Genomic DNA, 19,576 nt, shown 5'->3' with positions numbered 1-19,576 from the left:
CTTCTGAGGCGGGGTTATTTGTATTATGCAGTCGAATCGGGAGAAGAGAGGCGGTTGATGATCGTTGAGTACCCATTCTGTCATCGAATGTTTGGAAGGCATTCAGGCGTCACGGCTGGGCAATATCCGCAACATTTATGTGTATCTCCCGCCCGGTTACCATGAGCAGACAGCTCGGCATTATCCGGTTCTGTATGTTCATGCAGGGCAGCGGGCTTTTGGTCCATCCGGGCCAGGCAATGAAACATGGAATATGGATCAGGCAGCAGACGGTCTTATTTCTTCCGGGCAGATTGAATCACTGATTATTGTCGGCATTACGCATGTCCGTCCAGTCACGCACAACGAATTCTATCACTTCATCGCTCCGGAGAGAGAGGCCGTGAGTGTGGGATGCTCAGGCATCGACTATGAGTATTTTATCATTCATGAACTCAAACCGATCATAGACCATCGTTACCGGACGTTGCCGGACAAGGAGAATACCGGGCTGTTGGGTTCATCTGCTGCTGCACTTTGTACATTGCACATGGGGATGCGAAATCCGGATGTTTTCGGAAAACTGATCATGATGTCGCCATTCTATGTGGATGTGCAGCTGGACGAAACATCGGAAAGCGGGCTGTTGGAAGAAAACATGTATCGCTTGCCAGATGAGGTACCCGACGTTCGGATGTGGATGGATATTGGAGACACGGAAGGTCTGTTTCTGCCTTCCCAGGTCAGAAGGGTAGCTCATCAATTACTTGAACGCGGAGTCAGATCGGATGAGGAATTGGCATTTTTGGAACAGCCGGATGCCTGTCATCAGGAAGGTGACTGGGGAGCACGCGTTCATCTCCCGTTACTATACATGTTCGGCCACGTTGGTAAACCCACCTCGCTCAAACTGCTTGGGAGGGATGTCATCGGACTACAGGGTGGAATGACCGTGTGTATCAATGCACAAATGCACTATGAGAGCGGATGGGTTCAGAGTCTGCTGCATGGGAATTATTCTTCAAGTGACCCGGATGTAATCCAGGTTCGTTCGAGTGGAGAACTGGTGCCTGTCGGTATTGGAAGTGTATCCATCACGCTGACTATGGGGGAACTGTCTGCTACACGCATCTATACTGTGGTTCCTGAATTGTCCACTCATGTGGAGGTCTGCATTCATGCAGAGGTAGCCTCAGAGGAAGGGCCGGAGGAAACGATATATGGTGGGATGGGCATGAAACTTGTCCGTTCCGGTATAGGTCGATATGAAGGTTGTTACCGAGTTCCGCGTGATAGTGGATTTTCCTTCCGGTTTACTCGCGGTTTCCGTCGTTTCGAGACCGATGTGGATGGCAAACCTGTTTCCAATCGGGTATTTCGAGCGACAGATGATATGTCTGTGCATTATCTAATCCAATCCTGGGGCAGTACGTCCGCCAAAACGGGAACAGGAGGCCAAAAATGATCATTCCTTCATTCGCTCCAGTGCTGGACATTCCCTATTATTATCCCTGCAATTTCCCTCTGATTCATGAAGTGCTCCATCGACAAGGGTCCATTACAAGTCTTGCACTGCTGGCGGCAAGCCGGTTGTACAGCCTTCCATCGTGCGGGGATAACGGACTGGTGAAGCCTTATTTTCACAAACTGGATTATGTAGAGCCGATCTGGGAGATGTATGGTCAGCGGGAGCTGGAAACCTTCGAGGAAGGCAAGGCGCAGATCAGGCAGCATATCGGCGAAGGTGGACTTTTTTTGGCTACAGGAACCAGTTATCATCTGCCTTACTGTGAGGATTATCAGAATCCCGAGTACATTCGCAAACACGTGAAGCAAGGCTCCCGACTGCATCTGGTAGACCATTGGATCGCCGTGTATGGTCTGGAAGATGAGCATGCGCACGTCTATGATCCCGTGCCCTCCAAGTACAAGGGGAAGGTTGCTCAAAGGGCCTTTCATGATTTCTGGAAAGGGAACCAGTGCATACCCGAGCTTGCTCAGGCGAAGCGCAAAGAAGAACTCCGAACCTTTGGCACCATGGACATTCGGGCAACTGTGCAGCTTGACTCTGCCGGGTACCGAGACATGTTGACCCAGGCGTTAACAACGCAGATTGAAGAATTTCTGACAGGCCGGACGATTACACAAGGAGAGCGGAATTATTATTTTGGACATGCGGTGTCTCTGCGACTCTTAGATGCACTGCATGGGGCGAATGAAGGGAATCAGGCCAATGAAATGTTAATATCGGGTCTGCTGTTTGATATGCGATGGAGTCGATATTTTCTTCGAGATCTTCTTCAGGAGTCTGCCTTATGGCTAGGTTCTCCACTGGATCAATATGCGAGAGAATTCAGCGACATCGTCGTAGGATGGGAGAAGGCATACAAAATGCTGCAGGTCAGCCGGATGAAGAACCGCGAGCACTGGAAAGTACAGCTGACAGGTGTCATTAAAATGTTGGTCACGGATGAATGGCACTGGTATGAGTCGCTTCGAAAGTCCATGCCTCAGGCAGATTGCTTTCAACGTCAGACCGTGCCAATGATTGAACAAGAACACAGGGAGGCTTTGCTTCGTATAGTGCTGGATAGTTGCCGGGAGTTAAATGCATACCATAATACATCGATTCCGCTTGGTGAGGGTGGTAACGCCCCACTATACGGACGAAATGGGCAACTGGATTCGCTGGAACTCGTGTCATTGCTTGCTGTGGTGGAGCAGGGAATCGAAGATCGATGGGGTACGGGAATGGGAGCTGCTCTGGCGGAGTTAGCTGCTGCTTCCATGCCGGAAAGTCCCTATCAGACGGTAGGCTCACTTGTTGATTATCTCGCACAACAATATTCGCCTGCTGGTGAGGAGGAAGCAAAATGTTGAACCAATTCTTGCTTGAACGATTCGAGGAACAGGGACAGCATCCTGCACTGATCTGGAAGGATCAGGAGTACAGCTATCAGTGGCTGCTGGAACAGGTTGGCATTATGGGTGAGTGGATTATAGCAGAAGGGCTGACTGGGCAACTTGTAACACTGGAGGATGACTATTCCCCATATGCAGCGGCGGCATTGGTTGCTTTGCTCGGACAAGGGTGTATCGTGCTCCCCATGGATCGGTACCTGGTTGAAGCCAAACGACAGGAATACATCGAACTGGCACAGGTGAAATGGCGGTTGGGCGTTGAAGAAGGCAAGCTGTGCATTCGGCAAACGTGTGAAAATTCTGGAGAGGTTCCTGTGTTGTTATCTACGCTGGCACAGGAGGGTGGAGGAGGACTGGTACTCTTTTCATCCGGATCAACCGGAGTGAGTAAAGCGACTGTGCATCGTGCAGATCGGCTGTTACATCGTTTTCGGCGGCAGGTTCGGCCCTTGCGAACGATTCCATTCATGATGTTTGATCATATCGGCGGTGTGAACACAATGCTGCAATCCCTGTCCAGTGGGGGATGTCTGTGTATCATTGCGGATCGATCTCCCGAAGAAGTGTGCCGGACGATTGAGAAGTTTCGTGTGCAGGCGCTGCCCGTCTCCCCAACATTCATGAATCTGTTGCTGTTGGGCAGAAATGATGAAGGGTATGACTTGTCCAGTCTCGAGGTTGTATCATACGGATCGGAAGTGATGCCTGAGTCCGTACTGGCAGCCTGGAACCGGAGATTTCCACAGATCAGAACGATACAGGCCTATGGCATGTCTGAACTTGGTATTCTGCCAACCCGCTCCAAAGAACCAGGTTCTCTGCTGTTCTCCATTCAAGATGAAGAGGTCAAGTACCGGGTGGTGGAAGGAGAATTGCAGATTCGTACAGCAACAGCGATGATCGGATATCTGAATGCACCATCACCCTTTACGGAGGATGGATGGCTGCGTACCGGAGATGAAGCCGTATTGGAGCAGGGGTACATTCGAATTTTGGGCCGCCGTTCGGAGATTATTAACATAGGGGGACGGAAGGTATATCCTGCCGAGGTCGAGGGTGTTCTGGAAGAGATGGAATGCATTGAAGCGGCGGTAGTTTCGGGAGAACCGAGTGGTATCACGGGTCAGAGAGTGAAGGTGACTATCCGGCTGGCTACAGAATGTACTCTAACCGATCTGCGGCGGTCCATCTGGGAATATTGTCGGGACAAGCTGCCTTCATACAAGATTCCGCAGAAAATAGTAATTACACAGGGAGAACTCGTAAGTTCGAGAATGAAAAAAATCCGTAAACCGATGATGTCGATATCCTAAACGAAATAATGCTTCTCTGATTCGTTAGCCATTGAGTCCGCTTATAACAAAGCGAATAACTTGTGGTGGGATCGTTAGAATACGACGTATAAAATGTAGGAGAGGCTGTCTCTGGTCGACAATATGACCTAGGAGACAGCCTCTTGATGTTTTTTTCCTTGTTAGCTGTATTTATATCAGGCCTCAGCTGGTTGTTTGACCTCCATTTGCAGTAGGGAGAAGCCGTATGCTTCCAGATCGAGGGTCAGTTTATTTTGCCTAGCTTCCACGGTGTTTGATGTGTACAGATTCCGCCAAACGTTACGCTCTGCCAAAGGGAGTTCAAGAGTACATGGCTCATCTCCCGCATTCAGCACAAGAAGCATGCGCTCACCCGTATGCGAATCCGATCGTTCGATGGCGAGACAAGGGTCTCCGGCTTTTGCATATACAATCTTCAGTTCCGTGCTGCGCAGCGCCGGGTGCTGTTTGCGAAGGGCAATCGTATGGGTGAAGAATTCCAGAAGTTCACGGTTCTGCTTGGTCTCATCCCATTCCATACACTTGCGGCAACCCGGATCATATCCCCCGTCAAGCCCCACTTCGTCTCCATAATAAATACATGGCACACCTGGATACGTAAGCAGCAACGTAACGGCAAGTTTCATCTTGCGCTCGTCTCCATCACACAAGGTCAGCAGTCTGGGTGTATCATGACTTCCGAGCAGATTGAAGGCAGCTTCAGTAACCGTTTGTGAATAGGCTGCAAGCAGTTTGCCGATCTCATTGGCAAATCCGAGTCCGTCGAGCTTTCCGTTCACGGTGTAGTCCAATACCGAATTGGTAAACGGATAATTCATCACAGCATCGAATTGGTCTCCCTGAAGCCACATGAGCGAATCATGCCAGATTTCACCGAGCAGATAAGCATCAGGCTTGATGGCTTTTACCGTCTGACGGAATTCACGCCAGAACTGATGATCCACTTCGTTGGCTACATCGAGCCTCCATCCGTCAATGTCCATCTCCTCGATCCAGAAGCGTCCTACCTCCAGCAGGTATGCCTTCACGTCAGGGTGCTCCGTGTTCAGCTTTGGCATAAGCGGTTCAAAGGCAAAGGTATCATAAGTTGGGATGCCATCCTCCACACGCGGCGGCCAGTCTTTGATATAGAACCAGTCTGCGTAGGGGGAAGCGGCTCCATTCTTCATGACATCGACAAAAGGAGGGAACTCTCTGCCGGAATGATTGAATACCGCATCGAGAACGACACGTATGCCGCGCTGATGACAAGCCTCCACAAAGGTCTTGAACTGTTCATTGGTTCCAAAATGAGGATCAACCTTCATATAATCGCCTGTATTGTATTTGTGATTCGTAGTGGCCTCGAACAGCGGACAGAAATAGATGGCATTGACGCCCAGCTGGCTTATATGGTCCAGATGATCAAGCACACCTTGCAGATCGCCGCCAAAGAAGTTCACCGGTGTGGGTTCCCCTCCCCAGGGTTCTGCATTGCTGGGACTGATGGAGGGATCACCATTCGCATAACGTTCCGGGAAAATCTGATAAAACACGGCGTCCTTCACCCACGCAGGCGGTTCAAAAATGTCGACCGGATTCATAAATGGAAAATCAAAAAACTCCAGTGGATGATCAGGCAGCGCCTGCTCGAATCCGCGCTCTGTCATCCAGACCGATTCCTCTCCCTGAATCAATTGGAAGCCATACCGTAATCTGCGATAGGGAGGTGAAGTCTCGGCTTCCCAATAATCGAACATTTCATCCCGGGCAAAGATACGCATGGGGATGTGTGTGATCGTTCGATCCCAGGCATATTTGTCCCCGGTAATGGCAATCACTGCATCCAGATCACCACGTTTGGAACGAAGTCGCAAATGCATGGTCGAGCGGTCATAAGCATAGGACCAATTGAGTTTGGGGCGATGGTAAATGGCTTCAAGAATCATGTGAATCACTCCTCGTCAGATGATGAGATTTCAGATCAATGCGGCCATAAACGCAAAAAAAGGCACAACCTCAATTGTTCACGAGGTTGTACCTTTCGGCAGCATAGCCTTTTGATTATAGTGTTATTATACGAATTAACTCAGCAAAAGAAAACACTTTTCTTCCTTAAATTTCAAATTGTTTTATTCGAAATGTAGGATGCATATCTGCAATTACTGTTTTTTATAAATCAAATCCAAGTTTATTGGCGTATGCAGAGAATTCTTTGTGAAACTTCTCGATATTTTTCTTGCCAGCAGCAATTTTGGCATTGGATTGTTTCAGGAGAGCACTGTTTACCGTTGTTTTGGAGACCGCTTTTTTAGCGAGCTGGAATCCTTCCAGCTGTGTATAGCTACCTTTGATCAGGTTGGCATGGATTTTTTGCAATTCCGCATTTTGCGGTTTAATCAGTTTCAGCTTGGATACATATTTGGTGTAGTTAGGAACTGCTGTGTTGGTCAGTTTCAGGTAAACGGACTTGCGATTGGATGATGTAATGTAAAATCCACCTCCCAAAGCATTAAAGGCTTTCTCCTCATATACCGACGCGGTATCCAACTGATCCAGGTAGTTGAGGAAATCTTCTTCTTCGACTGTAGGGATCGGTTCTTGTTCGGACGTGTCAACTTCTTCATAGTATTCGTCTTCCGAATATGTAGTGGTTGAGTCATCCGCAGCTGAGGCGTAGGACCCCGCAGGTGCGAATACCCCGCCAAGCAAGACAAAACTCATAATGATTGATAGTACCCATGATTTCTTCACGTGTTAATATCCCCTATCTATAGATGTGATTTTATTCCAATGGATAATCTAACATAGTGCGACAAGAAATTACAGGAATTGTTTTACAGTAAAACCCTTGGTTGAATGCATATGAATGAATAATGTTTCACCAGCAAAAAGGGCTTGCATTAGATGAAGCTAAAAGTAAGAAGAGAAATTGGTATGTTAAGTAAGAAAGAAAAAATTACATATACGGTTTATGTGGAATTGGATTATATCATTGATTTCAGAAGTGATATGGTTTGAAGTAGAATGAAAATTTTTTCCAAATAAATGCTTGTATAATGATTTCATCTCCATTACAATTCAGTTGATAATGAGATTCAATATCATTTATGGGAAAAAGGGAGACGGGTTACATCACATTGTGGCTGTTCACAACAAGTCCATCTACGTAGAAAGGTAAACCGGAAGATCTCGTTACACAGGACATGGTCCAGAAGGTTTTCCAGATGGAGTGTGAGATTGCAGTCGGTCACTGTCCGGCACACCAACCATTATCCCGCATGGAAGGGGAAGGAAGCTGAACGGAGAACAGCGTTACACTCAGCTGGCCTGAGGATCTGAAGATGCAGATTTTGGCTGCGGAATATCGACTGACGAAGATCCCAAGAATTACTTTCTGACCTGTCTCAATTTAAACCATTAAGTATTTCTCTACGTGCTCCATGATTACTTCAATAATGATTCGACGAATGATTCAAGCTATATCTCTATTTTTAATCCTCCTCGTCAACGCTTCTACGTTCAATGCAGATAACAGGAACAGGCAAACTCTTGGTTTCATCTGATTCAGAGATTGCCGCGTTTGTTGTACCTGTTATTCGATGTAACAAAACCACGCCGACATAAACTCACGTCAAAATCAATCTTATTTTTCCTTAAAAGTTTATTATTGACAACAAAGAACAAATTGCCATAAAATAGATTTTGTATGATATTGATAATCATTATCAATATCAATCACAATAAATATTGATGAACGTATGAGCGAGTACTTTCATTCGATCGAGGAGGATTTTCAGTGTTTCCGAAAGGGATTCATAATCTGCAAAACCGACTCATTATAAGCAAAGCGAGAGAAATGGGCATCACCTGTGAGCCACTTCTTGAGGGATGCGAAGATTTTCTGAAGCTGTCTGTAGGGGACAAAGAGATCATCATTAACAAAACCAGATCTCATCGTCTGCCGTTAATCGCTGGACTGCTCGCCAAGAACAAGCAGGCATGTAATATGTTGTTGCATGAACAGGGCATGCCTGTACCGTCATTTATTGTGATTCCAGAGATGGGAAGCGAAGCAGTAACTTTTCTGAATAGATACGGCTCCATTGTAGTGAAACCGCTGGATGCGAGCAGCAGCATGGGCGTGACGCTGGATGTGCGTACTGAAGAAGAACTGGAGACAGCCATTGATCTTGCGAGTGTCCACGGCAGCAGCATTATGTTACAGCAATATGTGACCGGAATCGATTACAGAGTGCTGATTATCAACGGTGAAGTGGCGGCTGTGAATGAGTATCGGCCTGTCTATATCGAGGGAGACGGGACTTCAACCGTTCGGGCGTTAATCAGGCAGTTGAATCAGGATCGAGTCGAGATGACGCCCATTGGGGAGTATGAAGCGTTTCCCCAGGTTGATGCAGAAACGGAACGAGTGCTGAAGGTATTACATGCACAAGGGACAACTCTGGATGAAGTTCCTGCTGCTGGTGAAGAAATCGAGCTATATGATCTCCGTAACTCAGCCGCCGGAAAAATCAGTGAATTCTACAAGGATTGTACCGAAAACATTCATCCCGAGAATGCGCAAATGATCATTCAGGCGGCCAAAACTCTTCAGATTGATGTAGCAGGGGTCGATGTTCGTTGTCGTGATATCCGCACGCCGATCTCCAGAGAAGAGGGGGGCATTCTGGAAGTGAACGCCTTGCCCGATCTGACACACCACGTCTTTCCCAATGGGGGGACAACTCGTGATGTGGTTCGGTTATACCTGGAGTACCTGTGTCACGAGCAATTTGAATATAATATGTATAACTTATAACAACGGATAGATGACAATATATAACGGATATTAGATGACAGATACCATCATTTATAAATCGGAACTTACCATGATTTTGAACCAAGACACCTTGCCATATATGAATAGTGCAGAACAAGAATCACAGGCAGCAGTTAAGCCTGAATCGATGATAAGGAGCGTTAAAGGGCTATGTCAGTAGAAGTGCAGACGGAGTATCTGAAGATGCAAAATGAGAAGGAATCCAATGCAAGATCGTACCCCAGACATTTCCCACTTGTCATTAGCAAGGCCCATGGGGTGAAGATTACGGATACGGAAGGCCGCGTATTCTACGATTGCCTGGCTGGTGCAGGAACATTGGCGCTAGGGCATAACCATGACACGGTGGTCAATGCCATTCGCGATGTCCTGGATCAGCAAATTCCGCTACATACACTGGATTTGGCAACGCCGCTGAAGCTTTCATATATGCATGAACTGTTCTCCATTCTTCCAGCAGAGATGCAGAACAAGGCCAAAATCCAGTTCTGTGGTCCAACCGGAGCGGATGCCGTAGAAGCAGCCATTAAGCTGGTCAAACATGCAACAGGTGGCAAATCCATTCTTGCCTTTCAGGGGGGTTATCACGGTTCGACCCAAGCAACCATGTCGATGAGTGGCAACCTGAGCAAGAAAGAACATCTGCAAAGCCTGCTGCCGGATGTTCATTTCCTGCCGTTTCCTTATGAATACCGCTGCCCATTTGGTGTTGGTGAGGGCATGACGGCCCGGTTAAGTGCACAGTATATCGAGAACTTGCTCGATGATTGCGAGAGCGGTATTGCTGCACCGTGCGGAGTCATTGTGGAGACGGTGCAGGGCGAAGGCGGGGCGATTCCGGCAGACATTGAATGGCTGAAGGAGCTGCGCCGAATCACAGCAGAGCGAAGCATTCCACTCATTATCGACGAAGTGCAGACAGGCATCGGACGCACAGGCCGTATGTTTTCATTTGAACATGCCGGAATTATACCCGATGTAATCATCTGCTCCAAAGCGGTTGGCGGAAGTCTGCCCATGTCTGTCGTCATCTATAAGGAAGAGCTGGACCAATGGCAGCCTGGTGCACACACAGGAACGTTCCGTGGCAATCAGCTGGCCATGGCTGCGGGACTTGCCACACTTCGTTATATCCGGGAACAGAATGTTCTACACAACGTACATCTGCGCAGTGAGCAGTTCATGAATCAACTGAATGCATTGAAAGAGCGACATGCTGAGATTGGTGATGTGCGTGGCAGAGGGTTGATGATCGGCGTTGAGGTGGTTAATCCGGCAGGACGCAAGGATCGTCTGGGACATTATCTGCCTAATGGTGCACTTGCTGAGTCTATTCAACGTGAATGTTTCAAGAATGGATTAATTGTGGAACTGGGCGGGCGTCATTCAGCGGTTGTTCGTTTTCTGCCGCCACTGAATATTACGGAGCAAGAATCGGGCGCGATCCTGGCGATCTTTGAGAAATCGGTAGCTGAAGCGATTGCCTTAGCAACGGCTGCATGCTGAAGCTGTCCCTGATGAAGAGGCATGCCGTATTACTCGCGATTCTGCTCGGTGCTTTTTCGCTAGTACTAACCAACAGTGCATTCAACCTGCTGCTGCCTTATTTTGTGCAATATTATCAGATCTCTACGACAGCAGGCGGATGGATCATCGCCCTCTACATGCTAGCCATGACGTTAACGATGCCGCTGGCTTCCTTAATCGTAGACCGATTGGGCCGTAAGCAGACATATATGTTGGGCATCAGTTTATACGGATTGTTCTCGGTGGCAGGTGCACTATTGTATCACTCTATTGAGGTATTGCTGCTTGTCCGTTTCATGCATGGGGTTGCCGCGGGACTGATGATTCCGTTATCGCTTGTGTTGTTGTTTGATGTCTACGGACCGGAGGTAAGGGGACGAATTACAGGAGCATGGGGCTTGCTGCTTATGCTGGCTCCTGCGGCTGGGCCAACACTGGGCGGCTTCATCATTCAGTATGGACGGCTTGAAATGCTGTTCTGGCTCAATGTACCGCTGGCTATATTCTCGTTTATCGGGTGCGGTCGAGTCATTCAGACTTATATTCCTGCCCGTAGGAAACGATGGCATCCAACCAGTGTCATGCTGTTGATCTGCGCGGTCGGTGCCCTGAGTCTGGGCGTACAGTTGTATGCGAGTCCTGTCATAGCGGTATGGGTACCTTGGCTGCTGATTGCGCTCGGTGTGGTGTTACTTATTCGTTTTGTCCAGACAGAGAACGGTCGCAAGGAACCACTGATACGTTACCAGTTGCTGCGGCGTAATGCCGTCTTTCCACTGACCGTGCTGATCTCGACTATTCAGGATTGTGTCATGTTTGGCGTGATCTTTGCATTGCCATTATTGTTCCAGGATGTCTTCCACCTGTCGCCGGCTTTGTCCGGTGCGTTGTTCATACCCTTGTCGATCTGCACAAGTCTGTTCATGTGGATCGGAGGCAGTCTGCTGGATCGCGGTCGGTCCATGCATTTTATCGCATGGGGCACGTTGCTGGTGTCGATATCGATCTTGTCGTTTGCCGTTCTGCCCATGGGAGCATCGATCTGGATCATCGGTATGCTCATGGCGTGCCGTGGAATTGGCGTTGGCCTGTCAGGCATGAGTATCTCTGCGATTGGTCTGCAAGCATTACCGGACGAAGACATGCACGAAGGGTCGGTGTTATCGACCACGATTGAGCGACTGGCTTCTTCGTTTGCGGTGATGGGTATGACCCTGTATTACGATATGCGCTGGCAATGGCTTGCCGGGGCAGGAACGTCTATGGAGATGGCAAAATGGGGAGCGCTCAAAGAGATCTGTATCGGCCTTGGCTGCGCCATACTGCTTACACTTCCCCTAGTCTTACTTATAACCCGAAAGAAGGTTGGCATCATTGTTCGAGATGGAAAACAAGCTCCGGTCTGAGGCAGAGCAGCAGGCCCATGAACATTCGTGCAAGCTTCTGCTGAACTGTTACATCCGTGAGCTTGCGTTAGAGAAGGCAAACGATATTCGAATCAATCCGAATACGCTGACGTACGCGGTTGTTTTTCGATCCAATGGGGTGACGGTGACAGGACAACTATCCTTTTACTCTGCGATGGGGGAGCATGAATACCTCAGCATGGAATCTGGCGGGGAAACGGTGCATTATCGCAATCTGGTTCGCTGGATCACATCTGAGCTAATTGGAGATGGGGAACAGGGAGAGAATTCGGGTCAACATGGAATGTTGAAGAGTGCGGTGCAAATGAAGAGCTCAGTTGAGGTGGATATTGCACAGCCATTGGGTGAGAGTACGAATCGTGTCGAGGTGGCGTATGCCAGAGATTTTGCACAAAAGGTAGATAACAGTGTAGGGAACCTTGCGTTGTTTATCGAACAAGCAGCCGGTCTCGACATCCACGACTATCGGACATCGGAACAGTCACTGTTGTATGGTCATCCGTTTCACCCTTTTCCGAAGAATTCCAAAGGCTTCAGCGAGCAGGATGTTCAGAAGTACAGTCCGGAGCTGCGCACATCGTTTCAACTCTGTTATATCGCGGTGAGGCAGGATGTCTATATGCAAGAATGGGTGGATGACGAGGCAATGATGGATTTGCATGAACTCTTGCGGAGCCATGTGCAGCCGATTTTAAAAGAAAAGAGTGAAATGTATGGGCTGCTGCCCGTCCATCCATGGCAATACGCATACATATCACGGTTGACCGAGATACAGCACTATTTTCAAGATGAAAAATTAATTCTGCTTGGCAGTGCGGGGCCAACCGTCTATCCAACGTCTTCGGTCCGTACGGTCTATGTTCCGGCATGGAACTGTAATATCAAGCTGTCACTGAACATGCAGATTACCAACATGATTCGCACCAATAGTGCTGAGCAGATGCGTAGAACACTGGATGCCTCCAGATACGTCAGGCAGCATGACTGCTTCGGTGCTGAACCGAATACCCATATTGCGTATGAGACAGGTGTAGCGACTTGTGCTTTTGAAGATGAAGAGTTAACGAGTCTGTTTACGATAGCTTATCGACCCATTGAGTTCGATCCTGCGAATACGTATGTCTTATCCAGTCTGGTTGAAGCACCGATTCCCGGGATGCGGTCGCGACTGATGACGATGCTGGGTGGTGGACGTGACATAGCTGAGCGCTGGATGGATCGTTATCTGGCATGTTCGCTGCTGCCGATTGTACGGGCAGCGGGAGAGAAAGGCATTCATTTTGAAGCCCATTTGCAGAATACCCTTGTGACATTGGAGGATGGGTTGCCTGTGGACTTTATCGTCCGCGATCTGGAAGGGGTCAGTGTGGATGAGGAACTTATTCGTGAGCAGGATTGTGCTGCGTCCGATTTATTATTTTATTCGCGAGAGAACGCCTGGGCGCGGACATCGTACTATTTTATCGTCAATCATCTGGGGTCTCTGATTCATGCCATGGCGCGAGATGTGAACGTCCCGGAGGAGCATTTCTGGAAGCAAGTACGTGAGGTACTTGTGGAGGAACTGGAACGAACGGGCAATGCATATGTGCAACATCTGCTGACAACGGATGCATTTCTGGCCAAACAAAATCTGGTGAGTTGTCTAAGGGGTATCAGTCAGACTCCAGCCTACGTGCCGGTGAGAAATGTAATGAAACGAATAGGGAGTGAAGTGCGTGGGAGTCGTGGGATACAGGGCTGAAGCAAGCGGTAGGACAGAAGCAGTCTACGTGGATGTACAGGAACGGATCATGCGGCAGACGTTGGAGGCGATGTGGTTCGAAGGCATACTGGACAGTGATGTGAGTGGAAGCGAATGGCGAACCAGCGGCCTTACATCTTACGGCGATTCTGTGGCGTACACGTGTGAAGCCGAGCGGAAGTTTTCATTTGGCCGGGTGAAGGTGAAGAAGGGTTCGATTCAAAGGGAAGGCGTACCTTGCACCGATCTGGATCTGTTTTTGGAGGAAATCATGCTGAACTCATTGAAGGATGCCAATGTGACGGCTTTTATTCAGGAACTGCTCGAAACGATGGCAAAAGACAGCCAGTGCCGGGCGATATTGCCCTTGAACATTCCGCGTGAAGATCGGCATTATGATGCGCTTGAAAGTCACATGACCGACGGTCATCTGTATCACCCGAGTTACAAGTCGAGACTGGGATTTTCTCTGAAAGACAATCTGGCCTATGGCCCTGAATTTAACTCTGAAGTTGCATTAGTCTGGGTGGCTGTGAAAAAAGATCTAGCTCAGATCGCTGTATCCTCGGGCTATAGTTCTGAAGAATTGGTAAGGCAGCATCTGACTGCGGAGGACGTAGAGCGATTTCAAGAGGTTCTGGAGGGTGACGGGAAGACAGGTTCTGACGCGGATGATCAATATGTGTTCATTCCGGTTCATCCATGGCAATGGGAGCACCAGTTGGAGTCAGTATATGCCCGTCAACTGATGGATGGAGATGTTGTATATCTTGGTCCATCGTCTTCGCCCTATCGTGCGCAACAGTCGATCCGTTCGCTGTCGAACCGAGTAAACCCGGGAGCCCCTTACATTAAGCTGGCTCTCAGCATTACCAACACGTCGAGCACACGTATTCTGGCACAGCATACAACCCAGAACGCACCGTTGATCAGCGATTGGCTGGATAATCTCGTTCGTGAAGATGAGCTGTTGCAGCGGGCGCAGTTTGGCCTTTTAAAAGAAATCATGGGACTGTCGTTCCGTTATGAGCAGTTGCCTGCAACGCAGTATGAGCGGGCCTACGGTACACTCGGAGCCATCTGGCGGGAGAATGTATCGGTTCACCTGAAGCAGGGTGAGACGGCGTGGCCGCTGAATGCGCTGATGTTGGTACAGCCGGATGGTGTTCCATTTATCCAGGATGCTGTAGAACGACATGGTGTGGAGAAGTGGAGCGTGGCCCTCGTTCGCACGGTTACACTGCCGATTATCCATCTGCTCTATGCGCACGGGATTGCGCTGGAGTCTCATGCTCAGAATATCATTTTGGTACTGGAAGACGATCTCCCGAAACGGATTATTATCAAGGATCTGCATGATGGTGTCCGCTACGTACCGGATCAACTGTTACACCCGCAACAGGCACCGAAGCTGAACCCCGAGCCGGAAACTCATCGCAAGTTCAATCGGTATTCTTTCATCTATGCGGAAGATGTGTCGGAAGTCCGTGACTATACGTATGACGCATTCTTCTTTATCTGCATGACGGATATTGCGTTGGCCTTTGAGAAGTTTGGATTGTCAGAGCAGTCATTCTGGCAGCTGTGCGCAGGTGTAATTGTGGAATATCAGCGAGAGCACCCGGAGTACGAGGATCGGTTCGTTGCATTTGACCTTTTTGCCGAGGATGCATTGATCGAAGAGATGACCAAGCGCCGTCTGTATGGGGATGGGGAGTTGTATTTCCGTAAGGCGAGCAATCCGCTCAAGGTATCGAAGGATGCACTGGAATCACAGGGAACGCTCGAATTAAAGGGAATCATCGAATGAGAACCAACACGTTGAAGGAAAAAATTGCACGCAAACAGCCGGTGTATGGCCTTTTTGTATCCATACCGCACCCAGCCATCATTGAGATGATCGGACATGCGGAATATGACTTTGTCATTATTGATCTGGAACATGCCGCAACATCGATGGAATCGGTAGAGGAATTGATCCGGGCGGCGGAACTGGTAGACCTAACTCCGCTGGTACGTATCTCGAAGGTAGAGCGAGCGGAGATTCTTAAAGTGCTGGACTGTGGCGCACAGGGCATCGTTATTCCGCATGTCGAGCAGCTGGAGCAGGTGGAAGAAGCGGTTCGTCACGCTTACTATCATCCGGTTGGCATGCGGAGTCTGAATAGTGGTCGTCCTGGTGTATTTGGGAAATATCCGCTCACGGGATACATTGGGGATGCGAACGAACAAGTGATGATTGTCCCCATGGTTGAAAGTGTAGAGGGCGTTCGGCAAAGTGCACAGATTCTGTCTCACCCTCGGGTGAGTTTTGTATTAGAAGGTGCGGCGGATCTGTCGCAATCCCTTGGCGTGCCATGGCAGACCGAGCACCTGGATGTGAGACGTGCGCTGGATGAATTGCATGCTACCGCGCAGGAGTGCGAAGTACCTTATGCTACGGTCACGAGAGGCGTGGAAGACATGGCGCTCTGGGCTGAGCGGGGAGTACATATATACGTGCTGGGTGATGATCGGAATACGGCATTTCGGGCATATATCCAAAAACGGAATGACTACAGGAATGCGGGTGGGCAGATATGAAACCAAGTGTATGGCAGGCGATCGATGAACTTCAACGAGGGATGGAAGACCCGGTATGTGCGTATATCTATGATCTGGCTGGCATTCAGGAACAGGTACGTCAGATGCTGGGCAGCATGCCCGAAAACACACAGTTGTTTTACGCTATCAAGGCGAATCCAGATCCACGGATCATTGAGGCGTTGCTTCCATTGGTAAAGGGCTTTGAAGTGGCTTCCATTGGAGAACTGCTCAAGGTTAGAGCGGTAAGCCGAGAGGTTCCGATTCTGTTTGGCGGTCCGGGTAAAAAGGAGAGTGAACTGCGGCTGGCGATCGAGCAAGGCGTGAGTTACATCCATGTGGAGAGTCTGCTGGAGCTGCGACGCATCATTGCGATTGCGAAAGACAGAGAGAAGCAGCATGCGCAGGTACAGAAGAACAGGCAGCAGCAAGAATGGGAGCAGAAGCCGGAGCAGAGATATACGCAGGAGTACGGCGAGGAACCGATTCAAGGACAGCAAAAACAGCAAAAACAAGATCAAGAACAGAAGCAAGAACATGCGCCCCAACAGAAACAAACGCAGGAAGTACGCATTCTGCTCCGAATTAATCTGCGAAGCAGTACGTTACCCCGGACGAAGATTGTCATGGGCGGCGGGCCAAGTCCTTTTGGCATCGATGAAGAGGCAGTGGAAGAAGCCATCGAACTTATTCGTGTGGAAGGCGCGGGTATTGTTCGGTTGAGCGGGTTCCATTTTCACTCTTTGTCCAACAATATGGACGCCAGGCTGCACGCTGAGATGATTGAATTGTATCTGCAAAAGGTGGAGCAGTGGCAGCACGAGTATGATCTTCTTGTGGAAGTGGTGAATGCAGGAGGCGGGTTTGGTGTGACTTACGATGGCAGCCCCGGATTCGACTGGCCGTTATTCACTTCCCTGCTGGAGCAAAGTGAAGCCAGAGAACGCCTTGCTTCACGTGGAGGGCAACTGTATTTCGAATCGGGCCGACTATTGGTGGCAGACCACGGGTATTATGCCGCAGAGGTTACGGATATCAAAACTTCTCATGGTCAGTATTTTGCTGTGTTAAGGGGAGGTACGCATCATCATCGTCTGCCTGCTTCATGGGGGCATAACCATCCGTTCCAGATTATGACGACGGACCGTTGGAAGCATTCATTTGCCCGACCAGAGGTAAGGGATGGTCGAGTCCATATCGTAGGTGAGCTGTGTACACCCAAGGATCGGATGCATTCTGATGCGGAGGTAGCACTGCTGCGTGTGGGAGACATTGTTTTATTTGAAAAGTCTGGAGCTTATTGCTGGACGATCTCGCATCATGATTTTCTGGGGCATCCGCACCCGGTATTCCATTATCTAACGGAGGACAATAATCATGTCAACACTGATGAAGCGTTCCAGTCTGCAAGCCGCTGAACGCCGGATTATGGCGGATCTGATGAATTCATTTTTGGCCGAGCAATTACTCCCACTGGAGGATCACCCATTCATTGATTTTGCCGCAGCACCTGCATCATTCAGACGATTGTATAAGGAATATGACGGCGAAGAGCAGATACGGAATGGTGCTTCTGACATTAGATTGCACACGCAAGGTGTACTGTGCCTGATTGAAACAGGAGTGAGACAAGCGATTCAGTGGGTTCAGGGATCAGCAATCTATGAGGAAAAACCAGATGGAAGCTGGGTTCTTCTTGATTCTCCGGCAGAGGTTGGCCGTGCGGTGTTACAGAGGGCTTTGTCAGATGAAGACTATTGCCAACCCGGAGTGGCAGAATTCCTGACTAGTCTGGATATTGCTGTCGAGCAGTATGCTCTGGGCTGGGAACAAGTCCAGTATCTGTCCGCCAACGTTCCGGTGTCTGCTTATGAGTGGTTTATCAAAGGTGAGCGTGTTGCTGCATTGCGGGATCGTCCATTCCACCCATCGTCCAAAGCCAAGGTGGGATTCAACGCAGAAGATGTAACACAGTATGCAGCGGAATTCGGGAAGGCGATTCCGTTGCGCTGGGTGGCTATACGGCTGGATGCCGTGCAGCAAGGTTGCGAAGATGGGTTGTCCATTTTGGATGTGTTAGACCCTGTTCAGCGCGGGATGGTGGAAGCCGAGTTTGCCCGAAAAGGGATCACGCTCTACGAATATCTGCCCATGTCTGTTCATCCGTGGCAATTACAGCATGTGATCCTGCCTCGCTTCACTAGAGAGATTGAAGAGGGCAGCATTGTTGTATTGGATATTGAAGCGGGCGACGTACAGGCCACATCCTCTCTGCGCTCGATGGCCCCATCAACCGAATCTAATCTGATGCTCAAACTACCCGTTAGTGTGCTGTCGCTGGGGGCTGCTCGTTATCTGCCAGTAGTCAAACTGTTAAATGGTCTTGCTGGAGAACAGATGTTAAGACAGGCCGTTGCTTGTGACGAGACGTTGAAGGACAAGGTATATATGTGTGAAGAGCAGAACTGGTGGGGGTTCATGCCCGAATCCATGGGATTGTTCGACGATCATCCCCGGCATCTGGCTGCACAGATTCGTGTGTATCCTCCTGAATTGTTGGATGAATCCTACAAAGTCATCCCTATGGCTGCGCTGGGTGTGAATCTGGATGGATATCATCTATTAACGGAGATTCTGGGAGATGACCTTAGCAGTACGGACGTGGTGGAATTCTATAAGAGTATAGCTACGACGTTCTATGATATCGTGATGCGTCTGTTCAAGGTGGGTGTTGTACCTGAGATTCATGGTCAGAACTGCTGTCTGGTGTTACAGGATAATCAGGTAAAGGGGCTCTTGTTCCGCGATCATGATTCCGTGCGTCTACATCAGCCTTATCTGGATCAGCATGGCATCTCAGACCCTGCCTATCATATTCGCCCGGGATACTCGAACAGCCTGTATAACGAGACGATCCAGAAGCTGATCTTTTATGTGCAGTCTTTGGGGACGCAGGTGAATCTGGCTGCGATCATGGAGGCACTGAGCGAGGTGTATCACATCCCGGAAACGAAGTTGTGGGAGATCACAGAGCAGGCTTGGAAGGAAGCGCTGACGCAGGTGCAGCTTCCCGAGGGTGACCGGGCCGCGCTTGCTCATACGATATTCGTGAGCAAGGAGTGGCCCGTGAAGTTGGTTGTCCGTCCGCTGCTTGAAGCAGACGGAGTGCCTGGCGCGATGCCATCGGGCAAAGGCATAGGGTGGAACCCTTTTTACAAGGGATAGAGGCTGAGTAGTT

13 protein-coding genes are annotated in these 19,576 nt (G+C 49.3%); 11 read left to right on the top strand and 2 right to left on the bottom strand.

The features are described 5' to 3' along the window. Positions 1–64 precede the first annotated feature (64 nt). The 3 genes from AB4111_RS25980 to AB4111_RS25970 are packed head-to-tail and all read left to right on the top strand — an operon-like array spanning position 65 to position 4,214. Positions 65–1,444 carry an alpha/beta hydrolase gene (locus AB4111_RS25980; protein WP_442033797.1) on the top strand — a complete coding sequence of 460 codons (1,380 nt, stop codon included), beginning with the start codon at positions 65–67 and terminating at the stop codon, positions 1,442–1,444. Further along, positions 1,441–2,859 carry a hypothetical protein gene (locus AB4111_RS25975; RefSeq protein ID WP_442033796.1) on the top strand — a complete coding sequence of 473 codons (1,419 nt, stop codon included), beginning with the start codon at positions 1,441–1,443 and terminating at the stop codon, positions 2,857–2,859. Before AB4111_RS25980 ends, AB4111_RS25975 begins: the two co-directional genes overlap by 4 nt. Then, positions 2,853–4,214 carry an ANL family adenylate-forming protein gene (locus AB4111_RS25970; protein ID WP_442033795.1) on the top strand — a complete coding sequence of 454 codons (1,362 nt, stop codon included), beginning with the start codon at positions 2,853–2,855 and terminating at the stop codon, positions 4,212–4,214. The genes AB4111_RS25975 and AB4111_RS25970 overlap by 7 nt, the downstream gene beginning before the upstream one ends. Before the next feature lie 176 nt (positions 4,215–4,390). On the opposite strand, the gene AB4111_RS25965 is transcribed toward AB4111_RS25970, so the two are convergent. Then, positions 4,391–6,163: an alpha-glycosidase gene (locus AB4111_RS25965; RefSeq protein ID WP_442033794.1), complete on the bottom strand. Its 1,773-nt coding sequence runs from the start codon at positions 6,161–6,163 to the stop codon at positions 4,391–4,393. A 223-nt stretch (positions 6,164–6,386) separates the two neighbouring features. Next, the gene (locus AB4111_RS25960) at positions 6,387–6,968 is read right to left on the bottom strand and encodes a hypothetical protein (protein ID WP_442033793.1); all 582 of its coding nucleotides are present in this window, start codon (positions 6,966–6,968) and stop codon (positions 6,387–6,389) included. Between the two features lie 1,045 nt (positions 6,969–8,013). Here AB4111_RS25960 and AB4111_RS25955 point away from each other — a divergent pair. The 8 genes from AB4111_RS25955 to AB4111_RS25920 all read left to right on the top strand — a co-directional run bounded on the left by AB4111_RS25955 (position 8,014) and on the right by AB4111_RS25920 (position 19,563). Continuing rightward, on the top strand, positions 8,014–9,036 hold the full coding sequence (locus tag AB4111_RS25955) for a hypothetical protein (RefSeq protein ID WP_442033792.1): 1,023 nt from the start codon (positions 8,014–8,016) through the stop codon (positions 9,034–9,036). A gap of 171 nt (positions 9,037–9,207) precedes the next feature. After that, complete coding sequence (locus AB4111_RS25950; RefSeq protein WP_442033791.1) at positions 9,208–10,563, top strand: diaminobutyrate--2-oxoglutarate transaminase; 1,356 nt, start codon at positions 9,208–9,210, stop codon at positions 10,561–10,563. Next, positions 10,557–11,990, top strand: coding sequence for an MFS transporter (locus AB4111_RS25945; RefSeq protein WP_442033790.1), 1,434 nt, complete (start codon positions 10,557–10,559; stop codon positions 11,988–11,990). Before AB4111_RS25950 ends, AB4111_RS25945 begins: the two co-directional genes overlap by 7 nt. Further along, complete coding sequence (locus AB4111_RS25940; protein WP_442033952.1) at positions 11,968–13,755, top strand: IucA/IucC family protein; 1,788 nt, start codon at positions 11,968–11,970, stop codon at positions 13,753–13,755. The genes AB4111_RS25945 and AB4111_RS25940 overlap by 23 nt, the downstream gene beginning before the upstream one ends. Continuing rightward, on the top strand, positions 13,730–15,565 hold the full coding sequence (locus AB4111_RS25935; protein WP_442033789.1) for an IucA/IucC family protein: 1,836 nt from the start codon (positions 13,730–13,732) through the stop codon (positions 15,563–15,565). The genes AB4111_RS25940 and AB4111_RS25935 overlap by 26 nt, the downstream gene beginning before the upstream one ends. Continuing rightward, positions 15,562–16,338, top strand: a complete 777-nt coding sequence (locus tag AB4111_RS25930; RefSeq protein ID WP_442033788.1) for an HpcH/HpaI aldolase family protein — start codon at positions 15,562–15,564, stop codon at positions 16,336–16,338. The genes AB4111_RS25935 and AB4111_RS25930 overlap by 4 nt, the downstream gene beginning before the upstream one ends. Next, positions 16,335–17,756: a type III PLP-dependent enzyme gene (locus AB4111_RS25925; protein WP_442033787.1), complete on the top strand. Its 1,422-nt coding sequence runs from the start codon at positions 16,335–16,337 to the stop codon at positions 17,754–17,756. The genes AB4111_RS25930 and AB4111_RS25925 overlap by 4 nt, the downstream gene beginning before the upstream one ends. Beyond that, positions 17,716–19,563, top strand: a complete 1,848-nt coding sequence (locus AB4111_RS25920) for an IucA/IucC family protein (RefSeq protein WP_442033786.1) — start codon at positions 17,716–17,718, stop codon at positions 19,561–19,563. Before AB4111_RS25925 ends, AB4111_RS25920 begins: the two co-directional genes overlap by 41 nt. Positions 19,564–19,576: the final 13 nt, after the last annotated feature.

Source organism: Paenibacillus sp. 2KB_22 (genome assembly GCF_052115745.1).
In the GTDB taxonomy this organism is placed as follows: Bacteria; Bacillota; Bacilli; order Paenibacillales; family Paenibacillaceae; genus Paenibacillus.
Note: the sequence above shows the minus strand (reverse complement) of the source record. Positions and strands in the feature narration are given on the sequence as shown.

Coding starts and splice junctions, on each gene's coding strand:
- AB4111_RS25975 (WP_442033796.1), top strand. CDS start 1,441: ATGATCATTCCTTCATTCGCTCCAGTGCTGGACATTCCCTATTATTAT.
- AB4111_RS25970 (WP_442033795.1), top strand. CDS start 2,853: ATGTTGAACCAATTCTTGCTTGAACGATTCGAGGAACAGGGACAGCAT.
- AB4111_RS25965 (WP_442033794.1), bottom strand. CDS start 6,163: ATGATTCTTGAAGCCATTTACCATCGCCCCAAACTCAATTGGTCCTAT.
- AB4111_RS25950 (WP_442033791.1), top strand. CDS start 9,208: ATGTCAGTAGAAGTGCAGACGGAGTATCTGAAGATGCAAAATGAGAAG.
- AB4111_RS25945 (WP_442033790.1), top strand. CDS start 10,557: ATGCTGAAGCTGTCCCTGATGAAGAGGCATGCCGTATTACTCGCGATT.
- AB4111_RS25940 (WP_442033952.1), top strand. CDS start 11,968: ATGGAAAACAAGCTCCGGTCTGAGGCAGAGCAGCAGGCCCATGAACAT.
- AB4111_RS25930 (WP_442033788.1), top strand. CDS start 15,562: ATGAGAACCAACACGTTGAAGGAAAAAATTGCACGCAAACAGCCGGTG.
- AB4111_RS25925 (WP_442033787.1), top strand. CDS start 16,335: ATGAAACCAAGTGTATGGCAGGCGATCGATGAACTTCAACGAGGGATG.
- AB4111_RS25920 (WP_442033786.1), top strand. CDS start 17,716: ATGTCAACACTGATGAAGCGTTCCAGTCTGCAAGCCGCTGAACGCCGG.